The organism is Streptosporangium sp. NPDC049078, assembly GCF_040648855.1.
In the GTDB taxonomy this organism is placed as follows: Bacteria; Actinomycetota; Actinomycetes; order Streptosporangiales; family Streptosporangiaceae; genus Streptosporangium.
In genome coordinates this window covers 131,388-148,058 of record NZ_JBEZEL010000021.1, presented here as the reverse complement: position 1 = coordinate 148,058, position 16,671 = coordinate 131,388, and the positions used below count along the sequence as shown (strand labels likewise).

13 protein-coding genes are annotated in these 16,671 nt (G+C 70.4%); 2 read left to right on the top strand and 11 right to left on the bottom strand.

The window, feature by feature from the left end:
• Positions 1 to 84: 84 nt before the first annotated feature.
• The 11 genes from AB0B90_RS31860 to AB0B90_RS31810 form a co-directional block, all read right to left on the bottom strand.
• Positions 85 to 855, bottom strand: coding sequence for a 2,3-dihydro-2,3-dihydroxybenzoate dehydrogenase (locus tag AB0B90_RS31860; RefSeq protein WP_362926146.1), 771 nt, complete (start codon positions 853 to 855; stop codon positions 85 to 87).
• Positions 856 to 868: 13 nt separating this feature from the next.
• Entirely contained in the window at positions 869 to 2,344 is a 1,476-nt protein-coding gene (locus tag AB0B90_RS31855; RefSeq protein ID WP_350945201.1) for an amidohydrolase family protein, read from the bottom strand.
• On the bottom strand, positions 2,341 to 2,622 hold the full coding sequence (locus AB0B90_RS31850; protein ID WP_350945200.1) for a phosphopantetheine-binding protein: 282 nt from the start codon (positions 2,620 to 2,622) through the stop codon (positions 2,341 to 2,343). Before AB0B90_RS31850 ends, AB0B90_RS31855 begins: the two co-directional genes overlap by 4 nt.
• Before the next feature lie 7 nt (positions 2,623 to 2,629).
• A complete protein-coding gene (locus AB0B90_RS31845) occupies positions 2,630 to 4,381 on the bottom strand; it encodes an AMP-binding protein (RefSeq protein ID WP_362926145.1) in 1,752 nt (583 codons plus the stop codon).
• Positions 4,382 to 5,605, bottom strand: coding sequence for a ketoacyl-ACP synthase III family protein (locus tag AB0B90_RS31840; RefSeq protein WP_362926144.1), 1,224 nt, complete (start codon positions 5,603 to 5,605; stop codon positions 4,382 to 4,384).
• On the bottom strand, positions 5,602 to 7,077 hold the full coding sequence (locus tag AB0B90_RS31835; RefSeq protein WP_350945197.1) for a salicylate synthase: 1,476 nt from the start codon (positions 7,075 to 7,077) through the stop codon (positions 5,602 to 5,604). The genes AB0B90_RS31840 and AB0B90_RS31835 overlap by 4 nt, the downstream gene beginning before the upstream one ends.
• 352 nt (positions 7,078 to 7,429) lie before the next feature.
• On the bottom strand, positions 7,430 to 8,035 hold the full coding sequence (locus AB0B90_RS31830) for a response regulator transcription factor (RefSeq protein ID WP_350945196.1): 606 nt from the start codon (positions 8,033 to 8,035) through the stop codon (positions 7,430 to 7,432).
• Positions 8,036 to 8,329: 294 nt separating this feature from the next.
• Positions 8,330 to 10,870 (bottom strand): histidine kinase, encoded by a 2,541-nt coding sequence (locus AB0B90_RS31825; RefSeq protein WP_362926143.1) that lies wholly within the window; start codon positions 10,868 to 10,870, stop codon positions 8,330 to 8,332.
• Positions 10,871 to 11,132: 262 nt separating this feature from the next.
• Positions 11,133 to 12,662, bottom strand: a complete 1,530-nt coding sequence (locus AB0B90_RS31820; protein ID WP_350945194.1) for a SagB family peptide dehydrogenase — start codon at positions 12,660 to 12,662, stop codon at positions 11,133 to 11,135.
• A gap of 38 nt (positions 12,663 to 12,700) precedes the next feature.
• Positions 12,701 to 14,983 (bottom strand): TOMM precursor leader peptide-binding protein, encoded by a 2,283-nt coding sequence (locus AB0B90_RS31815; protein WP_362926142.1) that lies wholly within the window; start codon positions 14,981 to 14,983, stop codon positions 12,701 to 12,703.
• Positions 14,980 to 15,258 carry a hypothetical protein gene (locus AB0B90_RS31810; protein WP_350945192.1) on the bottom strand — a complete coding sequence of 93 codons (279 nt, stop codon included), beginning with the start codon at positions 15,256 to 15,258 and terminating at the stop codon, positions 14,980 to 14,982. Before AB0B90_RS31810 ends, AB0B90_RS31815 begins: the two co-directional genes overlap by 4 nt.
• A gap of 186 nt (positions 15,259 to 15,444) precedes the next feature.
• On the opposite strand from AB0B90_RS31810, the gene AB0B90_RS31805 reads away from it, so the two are divergent.
• Both AB0B90_RS31805 and AB0B90_RS31800 read left to right on the top strand, forming a co-directional pair.
• Positions 15,445 to 15,576 carry a hypothetical protein gene (locus AB0B90_RS31805; RefSeq protein ID WP_350945191.1) on the top strand — a complete coding sequence of 44 codons (132 nt, stop codon included), beginning with the start codon at positions 15,445 to 15,447 and terminating at the stop codon, positions 15,574 to 15,576.
• A 102-nt stretch (positions 15,577 to 15,678) separates the two neighbouring features.
• Complete coding sequence (locus AB0B90_RS31800) at positions 15,679 to 16,554, top strand: LysR substrate-binding domain-containing protein (RefSeq protein ID WP_350945190.1); 876 nt, start codon at positions 15,679 to 15,681, stop codon at positions 16,552 to 16,554.
• Positions 16,555 to 16,671 lie beyond the last annotated feature (117 nt).

The following is a 16,671-nucleotide window of genomic DNA, read 5'->3' as shown; positions in this document are numbered from 1 at the left end:
GGGCCGGGGTCGTGCTCATCGGGTTCGCCTGGGCGGACCGAGGGCGTTCCCACCGGGTTCCGGCCTCGGTGGGCCGGGTCGTGCTCAGTTGCCGAGGGCGGCGCCGCCGTCGACCGTGAGGTCCTGCAGGGTGATGTGCGCGGCGCGGTCGGAGAGCAGGAAGAGCACCGCGTCGGCGACGTCGGCGGGCCGGGCCAGCCGTCCCATCGGGATGCCGACCCGGAAGGTCTCCGGCGCGCCCTCGATGGAGATCCGCAGCGCGTCGTCTCCGTTCCACAGCGAGGTCAGCATCGGTGTGTCGGTGGAGCCGGGGGCGACGACGTTGCACCGGATCCCGTGTTTGGCGAGTTCCAGCCCCAGGCACTTGGTGAAGCTGCTCGCCGCCGCCTTGGACGCCGCGTAGGCGGCCATGTTCCAGCGCGGGGTCCTCGCCGCGTTGGAGGCCAGCGTGACGATCGCCCCGGAGCCCCGGGGGATCATCCGGTTCGCCACCGCCCTGCTGACGTGGAACACACCGGTCGCGTTGACCGCGAACGTGGTGTCCCAGTCGTCGTCGCTGAGCGAGGCCCCCGCGCCGACGCGCAGCACCCCGGCGGCGTTGACCAGGTAGTCGATCGGTCCCAGGTCGCGTTCCGCCCGCTCCACCATGGCGTCCACCTCGGCGCTGGAGGCGACGTCCGCGACGAGGCCCAGGACGCGGTGCCCGGCCTCGGCGAGTTCCTTGACGAACGTGTTCAGTGCCTCGGCGTTCGCGTCCATCGCCGCGACGGCGACGCCCTCGGCGGCCAGCGCCCGCACCACCGCCTCGCCGATACCGCCTGCCGCCCCGGTGACCAGAGCTGTTTTATCGCGCATCGGTCGTGCCTCCTCATCTTCGTGCCGCACGGGTGAGCGTGGCGACCAGGTCGGGATCGACACCGAGACAGCGCACAGAGAAGGTTCCGAGTGCCTCAAGGTAGTCGGCTTCGAGTTCGTCCTCGTCGAGGCCGGTGGCCCTGCCGCCCTCCACCAGGGTCCGGCCCGCGACGATCACGGTGTCCACGTCCGCCGAGCCGCCGAGGGCGAGGAAGCTCTCCAGCGGGCGTGGATTGAGCAGGTAGCGCCAGTCGTCGGCGGGGACGAGCAGCAGGTCGGCCTGCTTGCCGGCCTCCACGCTGCCGATCTCCCCCGCCCAGTCCAGCCCTTGGGCCGCTATCCGGGTGGCCATCGCCAGCGCGTCGGTCGGAAGCACCTCGGTCGGGTCGGCGTACATCTCGTTGTAGATCTGCCAGGTGACCCGCATCGCCTCGGCCATGCCGCCGATCGGCAGCGCGGCGCCGTCGGTGGAGAGCGAGACGTCCAGCCCGGCGCGCCGGAACTCCGGGATCACCCGGGTCTCGGTGAGCGAGGACTCCCCGGCGGGGCCGTACTTCGCCGGCGAGTGGCTGATGTGCGCGTTCGCCGCGACGAGCATCTTGCGCTCGTCCTCGTCGGCGAACGCGCAGTGCACCGCCATGAACCGGTCGGAGAGCAGGCCGAGGTCGGCGAACCTGCGGACCGGGGTCGTGCCGTAGTAGCTCCGCATCACCTCTGCCTCGTTGCGCAGCGCGCCGACGTGCGTCGCGAACGGCACGTCGTACCTGGCGACGAGTTCGGCGAGACCGGCGCCGAGCTCGTCGGTCATGGTGACCCCGTAGACCGAGGTCGGCCTCGCCCGTACCAGCCCGCTCGTGTCCTGCTCGCAGGCGCGCAGCAGGTCCTCGATCCGCCGCAGCACCACGTCGGCGTCGCGGGTCCTGCGGAACCGCGACTCGCCGGGGGCGCACACCGCGTCGCTCGCCCAGGTGCTGACCGAGCATCGCATGCCGAGGTGGCGGGCGGCCGAGGCGAGTGCCTCCGGCCGGTTGAACGAGCCCACGTCCCCGAGGGTGGTCGCGCCGGAGCGCAGCTGGGTCCACATCGAGTAGCGGGCGATCGCCTCGGCCTCCTCGGGGGTGAGCCGGTCGATCTGGTCGTGGAAGGAGTCGAAGACCATCGAGATCTGCCGGAGGTCGCCGCCCAGCGCCATGAACACGGGCTTGTCGTCGCGGTCGGCGGCGGGTCGCAGCGCGCCCTTGAAGGGGAACCGCATCGCGAACAGGTCGTGCCAGTGCGCGTTGACGAAACCGGGCAGGATCATCTTCCCCCTGGCGTCGATCGTGCGCAGGTTCTCGCGGTGCCGGGGCTCCAGCGCGGCCTCGACCTCCTCGGTGCTCCCCGCGGCGACGATCCGCTCGCCCTCGACGAGCACGGAGCCGTCGGGGACGACGCTCGCCTCGGCGTCGGCCGGGTAGAGGCAGCCGCCCCTGATCAGCAGCGCGCTCATCGGGCGGCCTCTTTCGTCTTCACCTGCCCGGCCTCCCAGGCCGCGCGCAGGTGCCTCTGCCAGGCGTCGACGGTCGGCTCGGCGGCGAGCTCGCCGAACTCCACGGCGATGCCCTGCCGGCGCCACCGGGTGACGAGCCGCATCATCTCCAGGGATCCCAGTCCGAGGTAGACGAGATTGGCGTCGCCGGTGATCTCGCCGGGTTCGGTCCCGACGATCGTCGCGATGGCCCGCCGCAGGTCGTCGGTCGTGGGCGGTGCCGAGATGTCGCGTTGCATGGCTGGTTCACCTTTCCTGACGTGCGAGCGGGCGCACGAGGGTCTTCTCGTGGTCGGGGATGTCCCGGGGGTCGGGGGTGGACGGCGCGGGCGCCCAGTCGCGGGACAGGGCCGGGTCCTTCGCCGCGGCGGCGAGCACCTTCTTGTCGATCTTGCCGAGCGGGGTGAGCGGGAAGTCCTCGACGAACTCCACCCGGTCCGGCAGCTTGAACTCCGCCAGCCCGCGCTCGTGCAGCGCCCGCTTCAGCTCGGCCAGCGCCGGCTTCTCGCCCCGGTGGACGACGAACGCGTAGATCCGCTCGCCGAGGAACTCGTCGGGCACCGGTACGACCGCCGCCCTCGCGACCGAGGGGTGGGTGAGCAGATGACCCTCCACCTCTCCGGCCGAGATCTTGTCTCCGCCGCGGATCACGACGTCCTTCAGCCGCCCCTCGATGACGAGGTTCCCCTCGGGGGTGAGGCTGGCCAGGTCGCCGGTGCGGTAGAAGCCGTCCTCGGTGAAGGCCCGCCGGTTGTGCTCCTCGGCGCGGTAGTAGCCGCGCAGGGTGTACGGGCCGCGGGTGAGCAGCTCGCCGGTGACGCCCGGGGGCACCTCGGCGTCGTGCTCGTCGACGATCCGCACCTCGTCGGCCGGTGAGATCGGCCGCCCCTGGGTCTGTACGACGGACTCGGGGTCGTCGCCCTTCCTGGACATGGAGAGCAGTCCCTCGGCCATGCCGAACACCTGCTGGAGGCGGCAGCCCAGCTCGGGCTCGATCCGCGCGGCCAGTTCCGGCTGGAGCCTCGCCCCGCCGATCTGCAGCACGCGCAGGCTGGACAGGTCCGCCTCCCCCCACGCCGCCTCCTCCAGCCAGAGCTGCGCCACGGTGGGGACGACCGAGGTGACGGTGACCCGCTCCCGCTCGATCGCGCGGAAGCAGTCCTCGGCGACCGGGGTCTCGACGAGCACGACCGTGCCGCCCTGGCCGAGCGTGCCGACGACCCCCGGGCAGCCCCAGGTGAAGTTGAACTCCACCGGCAGCGCCGCCAGGTAGACGTCGTCCGCGCCGAGCTCGCAGACTTCGGCCACCGCTCCTGTCTGGTAGACGTAGTCGTCGTGCGTACGCGGGATCAGCTTGGGCAGCGCGGTCGTCCCGCCGGAGAGCAGGAAGAACGCCACGTCCGAGGGGTCGCTGTCGGGAAGCGGGACCGGGTCGGCGTCCACCCGCGCGAGCGGGATCACCGTCGCACCGGCCGTGCCGGTCTCGGCGCCGCTCCCCGCGTCGCTCTCCTCGCCGTTTTCCGCGTTCAGGACGAAGATCTGGCGCAGGCTCGCCACCTCGTCGGCCATCCGCAGGGCGAGCGCGGTGTGGTCGAACCCGCGATAGACGCCGGGGACGACGTATCCGGACGCGCCGGACAGCTCGCACAGGTGCCTGATCTCGTTCGCCCGGTGCGACGCGAGAGAGAAGACGGGTTTGGCGCCCGCCCTGAAGAGCGCGAAGGCCACGATGACGAACTCGGGCACGTTGGGCAGTTGCAGGACGATCCGGTCGCCGGGCTCGACCCCGAGGCGATGGAATCCCGCCGCCATCCGGTCGATCCGGTTCTCCAGGTCCCGGTAGGACAGGCGCAGATCTCCGGCGACCAGTGCCGTACGGTCTCCGAACGCGTGCGCCCAGGCCCTCGGGAGGTCGCCGAGGCGCTCTCCGCGCCAGAGGCCCTCACTCCGGTAAAGGGCGGCGAACTCCTCGGGCCACGGTGTGCATCCGTCAAGCATCTACCGGCCTCCGTTCTCCGGCTCGCGGTTCTCGGGCCCTTGGTCGCCGTCTCGCGGCTCGTGCCCCGGGCGTTTGTGGTCGTCGTGCTGGATCTCCTGGTCCTCGGGCTCGTGGTCGTCGTTCTGGAGCTCGTGGCTCTCGGCTCCGCGGCTCGCTGCCTCGTCGCTCTCAGACCCGTGGTCGCCGGGCTCGTACGGGGCGATGATCTCCAGGACCACGCATCCGGCCTCCATGCCGGGGGCGCTGCCGATGAGCAGCACGTGGTCTCCGGGGACGACCTGTCCGCTCGTCCACAGGTGCTCCAGGCCGATGAACGGGTCGGCGGCGCCGGCGTGCCCGATCCTCCGGGTGAAGTCCCACAGGCCCCGGTCCGCGTCGATCTCCAGGGGGTCGAGGAACATCGCCTCCAGGGAGTTCCGCGCGAAGGCGGTGTGGCAGACGCGGGTGACCTTCTCCATGGAGATCCCGGCCTCCTCCAGCGCCCGGTCGGCCGCCTCGGCGACGCACTCGCCGAAGTGCCCCATGGGGGGTGCGATGCCCGCCGCCCACTGCCTGCGCCAGTAGTCGCTGCGCTCCTCGAAGTTCAGCGAGCGGCCGATCGTGACGCCCGGCGGGAAGATGACCTCCCCGCCCCGGTGCAGTTCCTCCATCCCGGGGTTGGAGACCGTCCCGAAGGCGAGCACCCGGGCGAAGCCCCCGCGCCGCGAGACCACCGCGGCGGCGCCGCCGTCCGCGAGCAGGAACATCCTGGAGGCCCGCCACCGGTCCACCCCCGGGGCCGAGAAGTTGTCGCCCGCGGTCAGCAGCACCGCGTCCTTGCGGTCCCTGCCACGGTCGGCGATGAGCCGGTGCGCGGCCATCTCAAGGCTCGCGATCATGCCGAGGCAGCCCTGCCGGATCTCCAGGGCGGTGATCGGCCGGTCCAGCGTCCTGCGCAGCACGTAGTGCGGCGCCGACCAACCGTCCGGCCCTTGGTGGTAACTGTCGCTGTGCAGCAGCGCGCCGAAGTCGTCGGGGCCGTGGCCCGAGCGGCGCAGCGCGACCTGGGCCGCGCGGGCCGCCATCTCCGGTGCCGGCGTCTCGCCGGCCACCATCACGGCCTCCATCCCGGAGGCCTCGCGGTCGGCCCGGTCGTACCAGGACCTTCCGACCGCGTGCTCGGTGGTCACCACGGGGGGCAGGTACGTGCCCACCCCCGCGAGGTAGATGTCGTCGACCCTCATCGCGCGCTTCCCCCCACGGCGGAGAGCAGGTCGGCGGAGTCGTCAGCCAGGACGCCTCCCCCTGCGGCGGGGACCAGGCCCGCGTCCAGGCCGGCGTCGAGACCGGCGGAGGCGGCGAAGTCGGCCGCCAGGGCGCCTCTCCCGCCGGCGGGAACCAGGTAGCGCGCCACGCTGTCGAGCTTCTCGCAGGTCTCCTCGAACTCCCGCTCGGGAGTGGACTGCCCGACGATGCCGGCCCCGGCGCGCAGCCAGGTGCGGCCGTTCTGGCGGTAGGCGCTGCGCAGCACGAGCGCCGCGTCCATCTCGCCGTTGTGGTCGACGGTGAGCACGGCCCCGCTGTACAGACCCCGCGACTCGGGCTCGTGCCTGCGGATCGTGGTGTACGCGGCCTCCTTGGGCACGCCGGACGCGGTCACCGCGGGGAAGACCGCGCCGAAGGCGTCCCACGCCCGAAGGCCGGGGGCGAGCTTGCCGGACACCTGGGAGGCGAGGTGCTGGACGCTGCCGCGTTCGCGGATCGCCATGAACTCCGGCACCTCGACCGAGCCGGGCACGCAGACGTCGACGAGCTCGTCGGTGCCGACCTTCACCGAGATGGCGTGCTCGTAGATCTCCTTGGCGGAGGCGAGCAGGTCGGCGCGCAGGCTCTCGTTCTCCAGCAGGTCGGAGGTGAGCGCCCTCGTCCCGGCGAGCGGCTGGCTCACCACGCGGCCGTCCGCGGACACCTTGACCACGATCTCCGGGCTGAACCCCGTCGTCTCCACGCCACCGAGGTTGAGCAGGAACGACCGCGCGGGGTTGTTGCCCCGGCGTCCCGCGAGGTAGGTGGCGATCAGGTCGATGTCCTCGTCGACGTCGACGACCCGCGACAGGATGACCTTGTGCAGGTCGCCCCGGTTGATCTCCTCGACCGCGAGCCGCACCGCCGTCCGGTACGCGTCCTCGCCGCGTTCGCGCACGTCCAGCGGCTTCGGCTGCGCCTCGGAGGTGACCGCGGGGCCGGAGATCGTCTCCAGCAGCGCGGTCAGCGTCTCCTGGTCGGCGGCGCGCAGGTGGGCGTGGCCGTCCTCGATGCGGACCTCGGCCTTCGGCACCACGAGGTGCAGCAGCCGGTTGTCGCCGACGTGGTCGAGCCTGCCGTCCTTGGCGTAGGAGAGCTCGAAGGTCGCCCAGCCGTAGGCGCGCCAGGCGGGGACCTTCACGATGTCGAGCAGCCGGGCCACCTGGTGCAGCGGCCGGTCGCTCCAGGGCAGGACGACGTCGGGCTCGTTCTCCTGGGTCAGCCGGGCGCCGGTGCGGTCCAGCGTGACCTCGGCCCGCGCGCCTGCCGCGTAGGACCATTTGCCGCCGCTCTCGTACACGACGTACTCCGCGTACGGGCCGGAGGCGGCGAGCCTGGCCGCGACCCTCGGCGGCTCCTCTGAGAGGGGAACCTGCGTCTCGAAGTAGTGCAGCCACCTGTTGGAACTCATCTGCGGGCATCCTTTCCTGGCCGTGGGAAGCCGGCTCTTTTTGTTACCAGCAATTACGCTAAGCTGGTAACAAAATCAGGACAATGGGCCCGCGATAAGACATGCTTTTCAGGATGCGAAGACGGAATGGCGAGGAAGAAAACGGGAGAGACGAAACAGCGACCGGGAAAAGGGCGGGAGGACCGGAGAAACGCGAGGTCGCGGCCGGTTCAGACCCAGCCGGCCCTGATCGGTCAGAGGCCGGTCAGATCCAGCCGACGGACGGCGTCCACCCGGTTCCCCGCGTTCGGCTTGGTGACCGTCTTGCCGAGATGGTCGCGCACGGTCCCGACCCCGGCCGGTCGGAGGCCGGTCAGATCCAGCCGGCCTCGGTGGCGATACGGATGGCGTCCACCCGGTTCCTCGCGTTCAGCTTGGTGACCGTCTTGGTGAGATAGTTGCGCACGGTCCCGACGGACACGTGCATGATGGCCGCGATCTCCGGCGGCTCGGCGCCGCCCGCGGCCAGCCTCAGGACCTGGACCTCACGTCCGGACAGCGGGTTCTCCCCGACGTCCCACGCGGTCAGCGCGAGCTGCGGGTCGACGATGCGACGCCCCGCGGCCACCTCGCGGACCGCCTGGGCGAGGCGTTCCGAGGGCGTGTCCTTGAGCAGGAAGCCGGAGACCGAGACCGACAGGGCGCGGCGAAGGGTGCCGGGCCTTCCAAGGCCGGTCAGGATCAGCGTCCGGCAGGTGGGCAGCTTCGCGTGCAGCTCCTCCGCCGCGGAGAGACCGTCGAGCACGGGCAGGTCGACATCGATGATCGCGACATCGGGGCGCGTCTCGAGCGCGGTGGGCACGATCCTGTCCCCGCTGCCCACCTGGGCCACCACCGTGAGGTCGGGCTCGATGTCGAGGAGGGCCGCCAGCGCTCCGCGCACCATCGGTACGTCCTCGGCGAGGAGGATCTTCAGCACAGCGGCACTCCTGTCCGGACTTCGGCTTCAGGGCGAGAAACGACACCCGGACGCGACAGGGGCTCTCGATCTCGCGGGTGATCCCGCGATCGTCGTCACGGGGGGCTCGGTGACCAGTCTCTCGATCGACCTCGCGAGGCGACTCCCCTCCATGTACGCCTCACCACTGTTCGATCAAGCTTACTGGATCCACCGATCTTGATCCGAATAGTACCCAGTCAATTACGTTTGGCAATGCCAGCGGAATCTGACAGCTGCTTACTCTGACTTGTCAGTCAGAACGATCCGGCCGAATCACCCCCCGTCGCCGTCCGTTCCCTCCACATCCCTCGGCATGTCCCCGGACAGGGCATCGGACCCGTCCTCCCGCACGCCTCCGGGCATGTCCCTCGGCTTCTCCGCACGGAAGACGACGACCAGCCGGAACGTGCCGTCGACGACCTCGGCCGTCAGCCGCCCGCCGACGGCACGCAGCCGCTCCGTGAGGTCCCCCAGCCCGGAGCCGTCGCGGACGTCGGGAAGCGTCCCCGGCGGCACCCCGTCGTTGGTCACGCACAGCCGCGTCCCGGCCTCGTCCACGGCCATCTCGACCACGCAGTGCCGCGCCCTGCTGTGCCGCAGCACGTTCGTGGCCGCCTCCCGCAAAACGACCGCGAGCACCGCGTCCAGATTCCCCGGGGCCACGTCCTCGGGGATCCTCACCTCGACGTCGATTCCGGCGGCGGCGAGTGTGGAGACCAACAGGTCCGACTCCGCGCCGAACGACATGTGCCGGTATCCACCGGCCACCGCCCGGACATCCGCGACCGCCCGCCGCGCGATCTCCAGCACCTCTGCCACCTCGCACTTCGCCCGCTCCGCCGACCCCGGCAGCAGCCGGTACGCCAGCTCGCTCTTGGCGATCATCACCGAGAGGTCGTTACCCAGCAGGTCGTGCAGATCCCGCGCCACCCGCAGCCGCTCCTGGGTCACCGCCATCCACGCCAGTTCCCTTCGCGCCCGGTCCACCCGCGCCACCAGGTCCGACAGCGAGCCGATGCCGAAGACCACCAGGCCGGTCAGCAGCGTGGAGATCACCAGGTACGCGGTCCACTCCACCGTGTCGCCCTGCAGCACGGACAGCAGCAGCACGCCGGCGCCGATCGCCGCGTACAGCACCCACCGCCAGAAGCTCGCCACCATCAGCAGCACCGCCCCCGCGAGGAAGCCGCCCATCGAACCCCACGGCGCGCCGATCCACAGCAGCGGCAGGAGCGTGGCGACGGTCTGCACCACCAGGGTCGCCCTCCTGAGCCACGCCGGCCACGAACGCGGCTCCCCCAGGGAGTCGACGATCTGCACGCCGACCAGCACGGCGACACAGGCGGTGAATCCCGCCAGTTCGAGCGGGCTCGTCGGCCGCGCCAGCACGTTGACCACGATGAGCAGGCCGTACCCCGACAGCACCAGCACGGCGATGAAGCGGGCCACCCGCAGATGCCACGCCCGCGCCGGGCCCCTGCCCGGTGGCCCGTCATCCCGCGCGTCCGGTCGCGCGGACTCGCCCTGCGGCGTGCCGGACATCCCCGGCGCCTGGGAAACCGCGGCCCTCGCGGTGACCGGCGCCACGGGGGCCTCCGCGGTCAGCCGGAACCACTCGTCGTCGACCGTGACCGACAGTCGTCCGCCCGCCGCCTCCAGCCGGCCCTTGAGATTCCCCAGCCCCGTACCGGCCTCGAACGAACGTGCCCTCGGCTCGGTACCGTCCTCGAACGAACGCGCCCCCAGCTCCGGCTCGACCCCGTCGTTGCAGACCCGAAGCCGCGCCCGGCCCTTCTCCACAGACGCCTCGATCTCACAGTGCTGCGCCTTGCTGTGCCGCAGCACGTTGGTGACCGCCTCCCGCAGCACGATCGCCAGCACCGTGTCCAGCGCCTCCGGCAGGCCCTCCTGTGAAACGTTCACCCGGGCCCGCATCTCGGCGACCGAAAGCATCGCCTTCGCCGACTCCGCCTCCGCCGTCAGCGACATGGGCAGATACCCGCCCGCGACCACCCGTACCTCCGCCAGCGCGCGGCGGGCGACCACCAGGACGTCGCGGAGTTCGCTGCGCGCCCGCTCGGCCGCCCCCGGCAGCAGCCGGTAGGCCAGTTCGCTCTTCAGTGTCATCGCCGAGACGTTGTAGCCCAGCAGGTCGTGCAGATCCCGCGCCACCCGCAGCCGTTCCCGCGCCACCGCCATCCGCGCGAACTCCCCCTGCGCCGCGTGGACCGCCCGCACCAGGGACGCCAGCGAGCTGACCCCGTACACCATCAGCCCGGTGAGCAGGGTGAAGTACACGCTGTAGACGACGTCCACCACCATCAGGTGCTGTTCCCTGAGCGCGAGCAGCACGCCGACACCGGCCGCGACGGCGAAGAAGAGTCCCCAGCGCCACGGCCCCGCCACCACCAGCAGCATGGACCCGGCGAGAAATCCCGCGATGGATCCCGCCTGCGGGCCGACCCATGTGAAAGGCAGAAAAGTAACAATGGCCTGTACCGAAAGTGTGAGAACACGGAGCGGTACGGGCCAGCTCAGAGCCTCCTGTGTCGAATGTGAAAGTTGCAGGAAAAGCGCGGCCAGCAGACAGCCGGCGAAGCCCGACAGTTCGGTGCTCGGCAGGCCACTTCCCCATACGAACATCAGTGCGTTGAACACGTAGCCGTACAGAACGGCGACGATGATCGCGCGTGCCACCCTGGGGGCGGCGAGTCCGCCCTCCCTGTGCCGCTTTCTCCGGGTTCTCCGAGATGAACCGGGCAGCGACCTGGCGAGTCCGCGCCAGCCCTGCGGGGAGTCGGCGTCAACCGTCATCGATCGTCTCCTTCGAAGCCCGACCGGTTTCCCGTCCCCACTCATCCCGAGACCCTGAAGCAATCTATATCAGCTAAATAAGCTTAGATAGACCTATTTGCGTAGCTCTGGGTGAATCGACAGGGACTAGCAGTGGAAAACCATGCGTTGTCGCCGTACCGCATGATTCAAGCACGTCCGGCGAGAGGGCGGTGCTCACCGGACTCTCGCCGTGCGTGCCCTCATCCCCTCCGCGAAACGACGGGAAAGGCGAACTATCGGATTACGAGAGTGCCGCCCTCGCCTGAACAACCCATTCGGCATCATTCGCCGCGTATCGCCCGGAAAGCCGACTCGGCTCGGGAACGAGACGGTGGCCGACGACGAACCCGCCGACACTCGACTCGACGCGCCAGTCGAGGCCGAAGACGCGTCCCGTCACCTCGATGTCGCCGCTGTCCAGCCTGCACGCCGCCAGCCCCATCGCCGTGCAGACCAGGGAGAGCGTCTGCGTCAGCGCCCCGACGTTCTTGAGGACCAGCGAGTAACTCAGCCCGTTGTACTTCCTCGACAGCCTGCGGAACCGCGCGGTGATGGTGATCAGTACGGGCGGCGTCGCGTCCAGGTTCGCCGCCACCTTGCCCGTCTCCAGCAACTCGTCCACGTCCGCCGGGTCGAACCCGATCGGCTCCAGCCGGTGCCGCAGCGGATCGTAGTGGTAGATGCCCCGGGGCACGTCGGCACACCTGTCCACCGTGGCGTAGAGCTCAAGCTCATAAGAGCTCCCGCTGCTCGGGTAGGGGCGATCGCTCGTCGCGGTCGTCGAGGACTCGTCGGGCGAGCCGACCAGCGAGCGGACCCGGGCCGTCCTGTACAGCAACTCCCCCAGCTCACCGGCCGTCAGCTGCCGCTCGCCGTAGTGCCGGGTGTGCCTGCTCGCCTCGACGACCGCGGTGAGCGGCGGATCCGCCGCGAGCAGCTCACCCCACTTCGGCCGGGGCAGCGCGACGGGAGCCGGCTCCGCGCCGACGGGGACCTCCGGAGGCCCCGGCTTCACGACGGGCTCGACGCTCCACTGATCCCCCATCGGGTACGTCGCCCCGAAGTCGTGATCGTGCCTGCCGAGGGTGGAACGGGTGTGGAACATGAGATCGACGGGAGTCCAGGCGACGAGGGCGGGGTCGACGTCCTCCTCGAACACCATCGGCTGGAAGGGGTCCTCCTCCACGGCCTGCACCACCATCCCCGCCGCCATCAGGTAGGCGACCACGGGCCAGGACTCCGGCCCGATCGCCGAGGGGGCGACCGGGCGGATCAGCGACCCGACACCGGCCATCGCGTCGGGCCGGTGCAGGATGACGCGGTGCAGCGAGAGCGGCGACTCGACGTGGTAGTTGTTGCCGTCGGTTCTGATCAGCGCGAACCTCGACAGGCGGATCGGGTGGAGCAGAGGGACCGCCGGCAGCCGGAACCGCGCCCGCTGGGTGAGCGGGATCACCGACAGCGTCGGCTGCTCGGGATCGAAGCCGAAGGAGCGCACCACCATGTGCTGGAGACCGTCGAGGATCGCCTCCAGCTCCCGCCGTTCGTCCTCCTCGCGGATGACGTTGTCGAGCAGGATGGGCCCCAGGCTCATCCGGCGCATCGCCTCCAGCACGGCGGGTCCGGGGGACGGCAGGATCACGTCCTCCCAGCGGCTGTGCACCACCACGCTTCCGCTGTGCGGCTCCGGTTCGATGTAGACGTCCTCCCGGAACGACCACTGGGGAAATATCTGGAGCGAACCGGCATCATTGCCTTGGCCGCCGACCATCCTGTTGACTCCTGATCCGTGTTGGGACGGGAAAATGGCTACATGAACAGGGGAATCGGGTTGAGATCCTCGTACGCCGTCGCCCTGTCAAGACGTCCGAGCCGGACGGGGACGTCGTACAACCGCCCGGGGCCGAACCTCGCCCAGAAATGCCGTAGACCGGGGACGACCACCTTGACGACCGGCATCCCGATGTCGGGACGCGTCTGGTCGAGGACGAGAACCTCCAGGCCCGCCCGCCCGGCCAGTGTGACGATGTGCTCGACGTCCTCCCGCAGGTCATCTCGGGGAATGTAGGCGTAGTCACTCAGCGCCCGCGGCCCCCGATCCCCGCCCGGACGCAGATAGGGCTGGTTCTCCGTCGTCGCCCTGAGCCACCAGTCCTGGATGTGATGATCTGTCTCACCGTATCCCGTCCCGTCGGCGCGTGCCCCGGCGACGGCAGGAAGCAGTTGCCCGAGTTCGGTCAGCGCGCGCCGCGCGGCGATCCGGGGGTCGAAGTGGGCACCGAACCCGAGCATGATGTCCTCGGCCGGCTTGTCGACGCGCCGCGAGATCGCCGCCATCACGGGGATGCCCAGATCCGAGGTGACGTCGAGGACCCAGAACTCCCTGCCGATGCCCTCGTAGCGCGAGCGCAGGTCGGCGATCCACGGGTCGCCGAACGAGTCGAGGTCCACGGCGGGCTGACGCGTGCGGTTGTACCACCAGATGGCCACCGCGTCGCGCTCGACCAGTTCGAGGAACCCCTGGACGATCGCGTCCTCCACACTGGAGCCCGCGGCGTTCCCGTTGGAGGTCGCGCGCAGCGAAGGATGACCGCCCCTGGTGAAGTAGAGCAGGTCGGTGGGGAGCAGGCGCTGCCGCTTCTCGGTGAGCGACCACACCGGGGTCCAGTCGACGACCTCCTCGTCGTCGAACGGCTCGGGGATGTGCTGGAAAGCCGAACTCTCGGCGTTCCAGCGGTGCCGGTCCTCGAACTGGCGCCGGTGGAAGTGCTGGCACTCGTCGGGGCGCACGGCCCGCTCACCCAGGCCGCGGAGGCTGCCGCGCACCGTCGGCTCGTCCCCGTGCCGCGATCCGCAGTGTCTCTCCACCGCCTCGCAGAGCGCGCCCACCCTCGCCTCGAGGTCGGTGCTCCCCTTGCCCCCGCTCTGCCGGCGCAGGCCGGCCCTCATCGCGGAGAGACTGTCGTCGGTGAGGGCGAGGTTCGGCCCGGAAAGGTAGCAGTGCAGGAAGGAGGGGCTGCGCGGGTCGCGCTGGATCACGTCCGTGATCCCGGTGAGGGGGTCGGCCAGATGGCGGTAGCGTTCCCAGACCAGTTCGGTCTCCAGCGCGCGATGCCCGTTGCCGCCCACCGCCGCCTTACTCCTGGACGCGACGGCGACGGGCCTGCCGACGCGTTCCGCGACCAGCCCGGGGTCTCCGCAGGAAGAGCACTGCGGGCGCCTCTCCACGGGGTGCCGCACCCCCTGCAGTGAGAAGGTGTCCAGCGTCCACACCGTGTCCTGGTGCTCGTCGCGCGATCCGGCCAGCCACTTGACCGCCTCCAGCGCCGCGAACCGTGCCCCGAGGGCGCGGGTGAGGGGCAGCGACGCCTCGGGCGGCCTGACGGCCCCCGTCTCCGGCGTGCTCCGCAGCCGTGTCTCCCCGCGCCGGTGCGCACGCAACCGCGTGGTCAGGCAGGACAGGCAGGGTCCCTCCCTCGGCCGGAAGATCGGGCCGATCCACAGGTCGGCGCCGACCGGCTTGACGAGCAGCCAGGGCCGCCCGTCCGCGAGTCTCCGTTCGTTGAACCGTTCGAGCTCAGGGTCGAGATAGTCGTCGCAGAGCACGAGGAACAGGGTCGCGGACCCGTCACCGTCCTCCTCGACGGTGACGTCCATCGACCGCAGCGCCTCGGCCGTGGGCCTGGTGTCGACTCCCCCCAGGGAGACGAGGTGGGCGGACGACTCCGCCAGCCCCGACGCGGCCCGGTCCGCGTCCAGCCGCCCGAGGTCCCAGTACGCCTCGGCGGCGGCGTCGGCCCTCGGGGAGGGCTCCGGGCGGCGAGGCCCGACGAGATTCGCCTCCGCCAGCCGGCCGAGGAGCCGGCCGAGCTGCGCGGCCGGGATCCCGGGCGCCACCCGCCTGCGCACCTCGGCCAGGCTGTGATTACCGTCCAGTAGCGGCGCGAGCGCCTGAATCTGCTCACCGGACAGGGCGACCGTCCCCCGTGCCGAGGTGAGATAGACCGCCTCCCCCGGAACCGTCACCGCCCGCAGGTGGCGCTTGAATCCGATCAGCGGTGAGTTCGCCCCGTTCTCAGTGAAGTGGTTCATCCGCAGTAGGTCCAAGCGGCAACGACGGGAGCGGGGTGGTCGAGGTCCTCGATGACGAGGTCTTCCAGGAGCGCGCGCTCCACGATCCCCGTACGCGGCCCGGCCGTCTCCTCGCCGCCGAGGAGGACGCCGAACCCCGCGAACGCGGTGCCTCCGAGGTCACCGGCGTGCCCGCCGGCGTTCTCGGACCCGGTCCAGGTCCTCATGAGGAACTCGGTGAAGCTCAGGTCCTGCTCGTTCACCCGGTCGGCCAGGGAAGCGTTCATGGTCGCCATCGCGGTCTCCTCGATCTGCGTGAGTTCGAATAAGGGAATTGTGCGCTCGACCTGGAGAGGGGAACAGTTTTCACGTCACCAAACGAACGTGAAAGTCTCACATCGCACTCGTGGCGCCGTGTGTAGGACTTCCCGCTCCCGTCGGTCTACGCTGACCGCATCCGGACCAGGAGACTGGAGGAGATCATGGAGCAGAAGCAAATCCGCCGGCCGCAGAAAAAGCTCATCCGGGTCCCCCGGCAGAAAAAGAAGCGCGCGGCCGACTCTCGCCACACCATCGACACCCGCACTCCCAGCGGGGTCTACCTGCCCTACTAGGGCACGGCCGCGCATATCCGGAAAACGAGCGACCTCTTGCCTCAAGAGCCATGCCAACCAAATGGCTTGACACTTTCCTACTAGGTTAGCTTAAGAGGAAAAATGTACCACGACCTGCAAATAAATCGACTGAGAGCGCTGGTCACCGTAGTCGATGTCGGCGGTTTCCGAAGGGCCGCCGAGGCCCTGCACATAACGCAGCCCGCCATCAGCCAGCAAATTCGCCAGCTCAGCGGCCTCATCAAGGGCCCCATATTCACCTCGACCGGCAGGAAACTGATGCTCAGCCCGCAGGGCGAGGAGCTCCTCGGCTACGCCCGCCGTCTCGTCGCACTCAACGACGAGGCGGTGGGCCGTTTCATCCCCCCTCCGGGAAACCAGCGGCTGTCCATCGGGATCGTCAACCAGCTCGCGGAGGCGCTTCCCGAGATCCTGCGGCTGCTCACCAAGGGCATGCCGCACACCCAGGTCAGCGTCCAGACGGGATTGAGCGAATCCCTGGAGAGCCGGGTGAGCACCGGCCAGCTGGATCTCGCGCTGCTCCTGCAGACGAGACCGCACCGGAGCGGCGCCACCAGCCAGGAGCTCGGCCACATGCGGATGGACTGGTTCGGGCGCCCGGCCCACGGTGAGGGCGCCGCGCTCCCGCTCACGCTCTTCACCGAGCCGTGCACGCTGCGCGGCCGCATCGTGGAGGCGCTCGACGAGTCGGCCGTCCCGTGGCGTGTCGGCTACGAGGGCGCCGAACTCGTCGGACTGCGCGCGGCCGCCAAGGCCGGCCTGGGCGTGGCGTGCCTCGTCGCCAACGGCGACGAGCTCTGGGGCCTGCCCAAGGCTGCCAGGCTCACCCTTCCCTCCCCGCCCGGCCCCCTGCCGGTGACCATGGCCCTGTCCACCGCCGCCGCGTCCTCGGGGTACGTCCCGATCGCCCGCAAGGCCTTCCAGCAGTCACTGCGCGACTACCCCTTCGCCGGCTGAGGCGACCGAACCCCTGCCCCCACCGAACCGGCCGGGCCCGTCGGACCCGATGACACCACCGAACCGACCAGGCCGACCGAGCCCCTCGCACCCACCGGCACCACCGAGCGGCCCTGA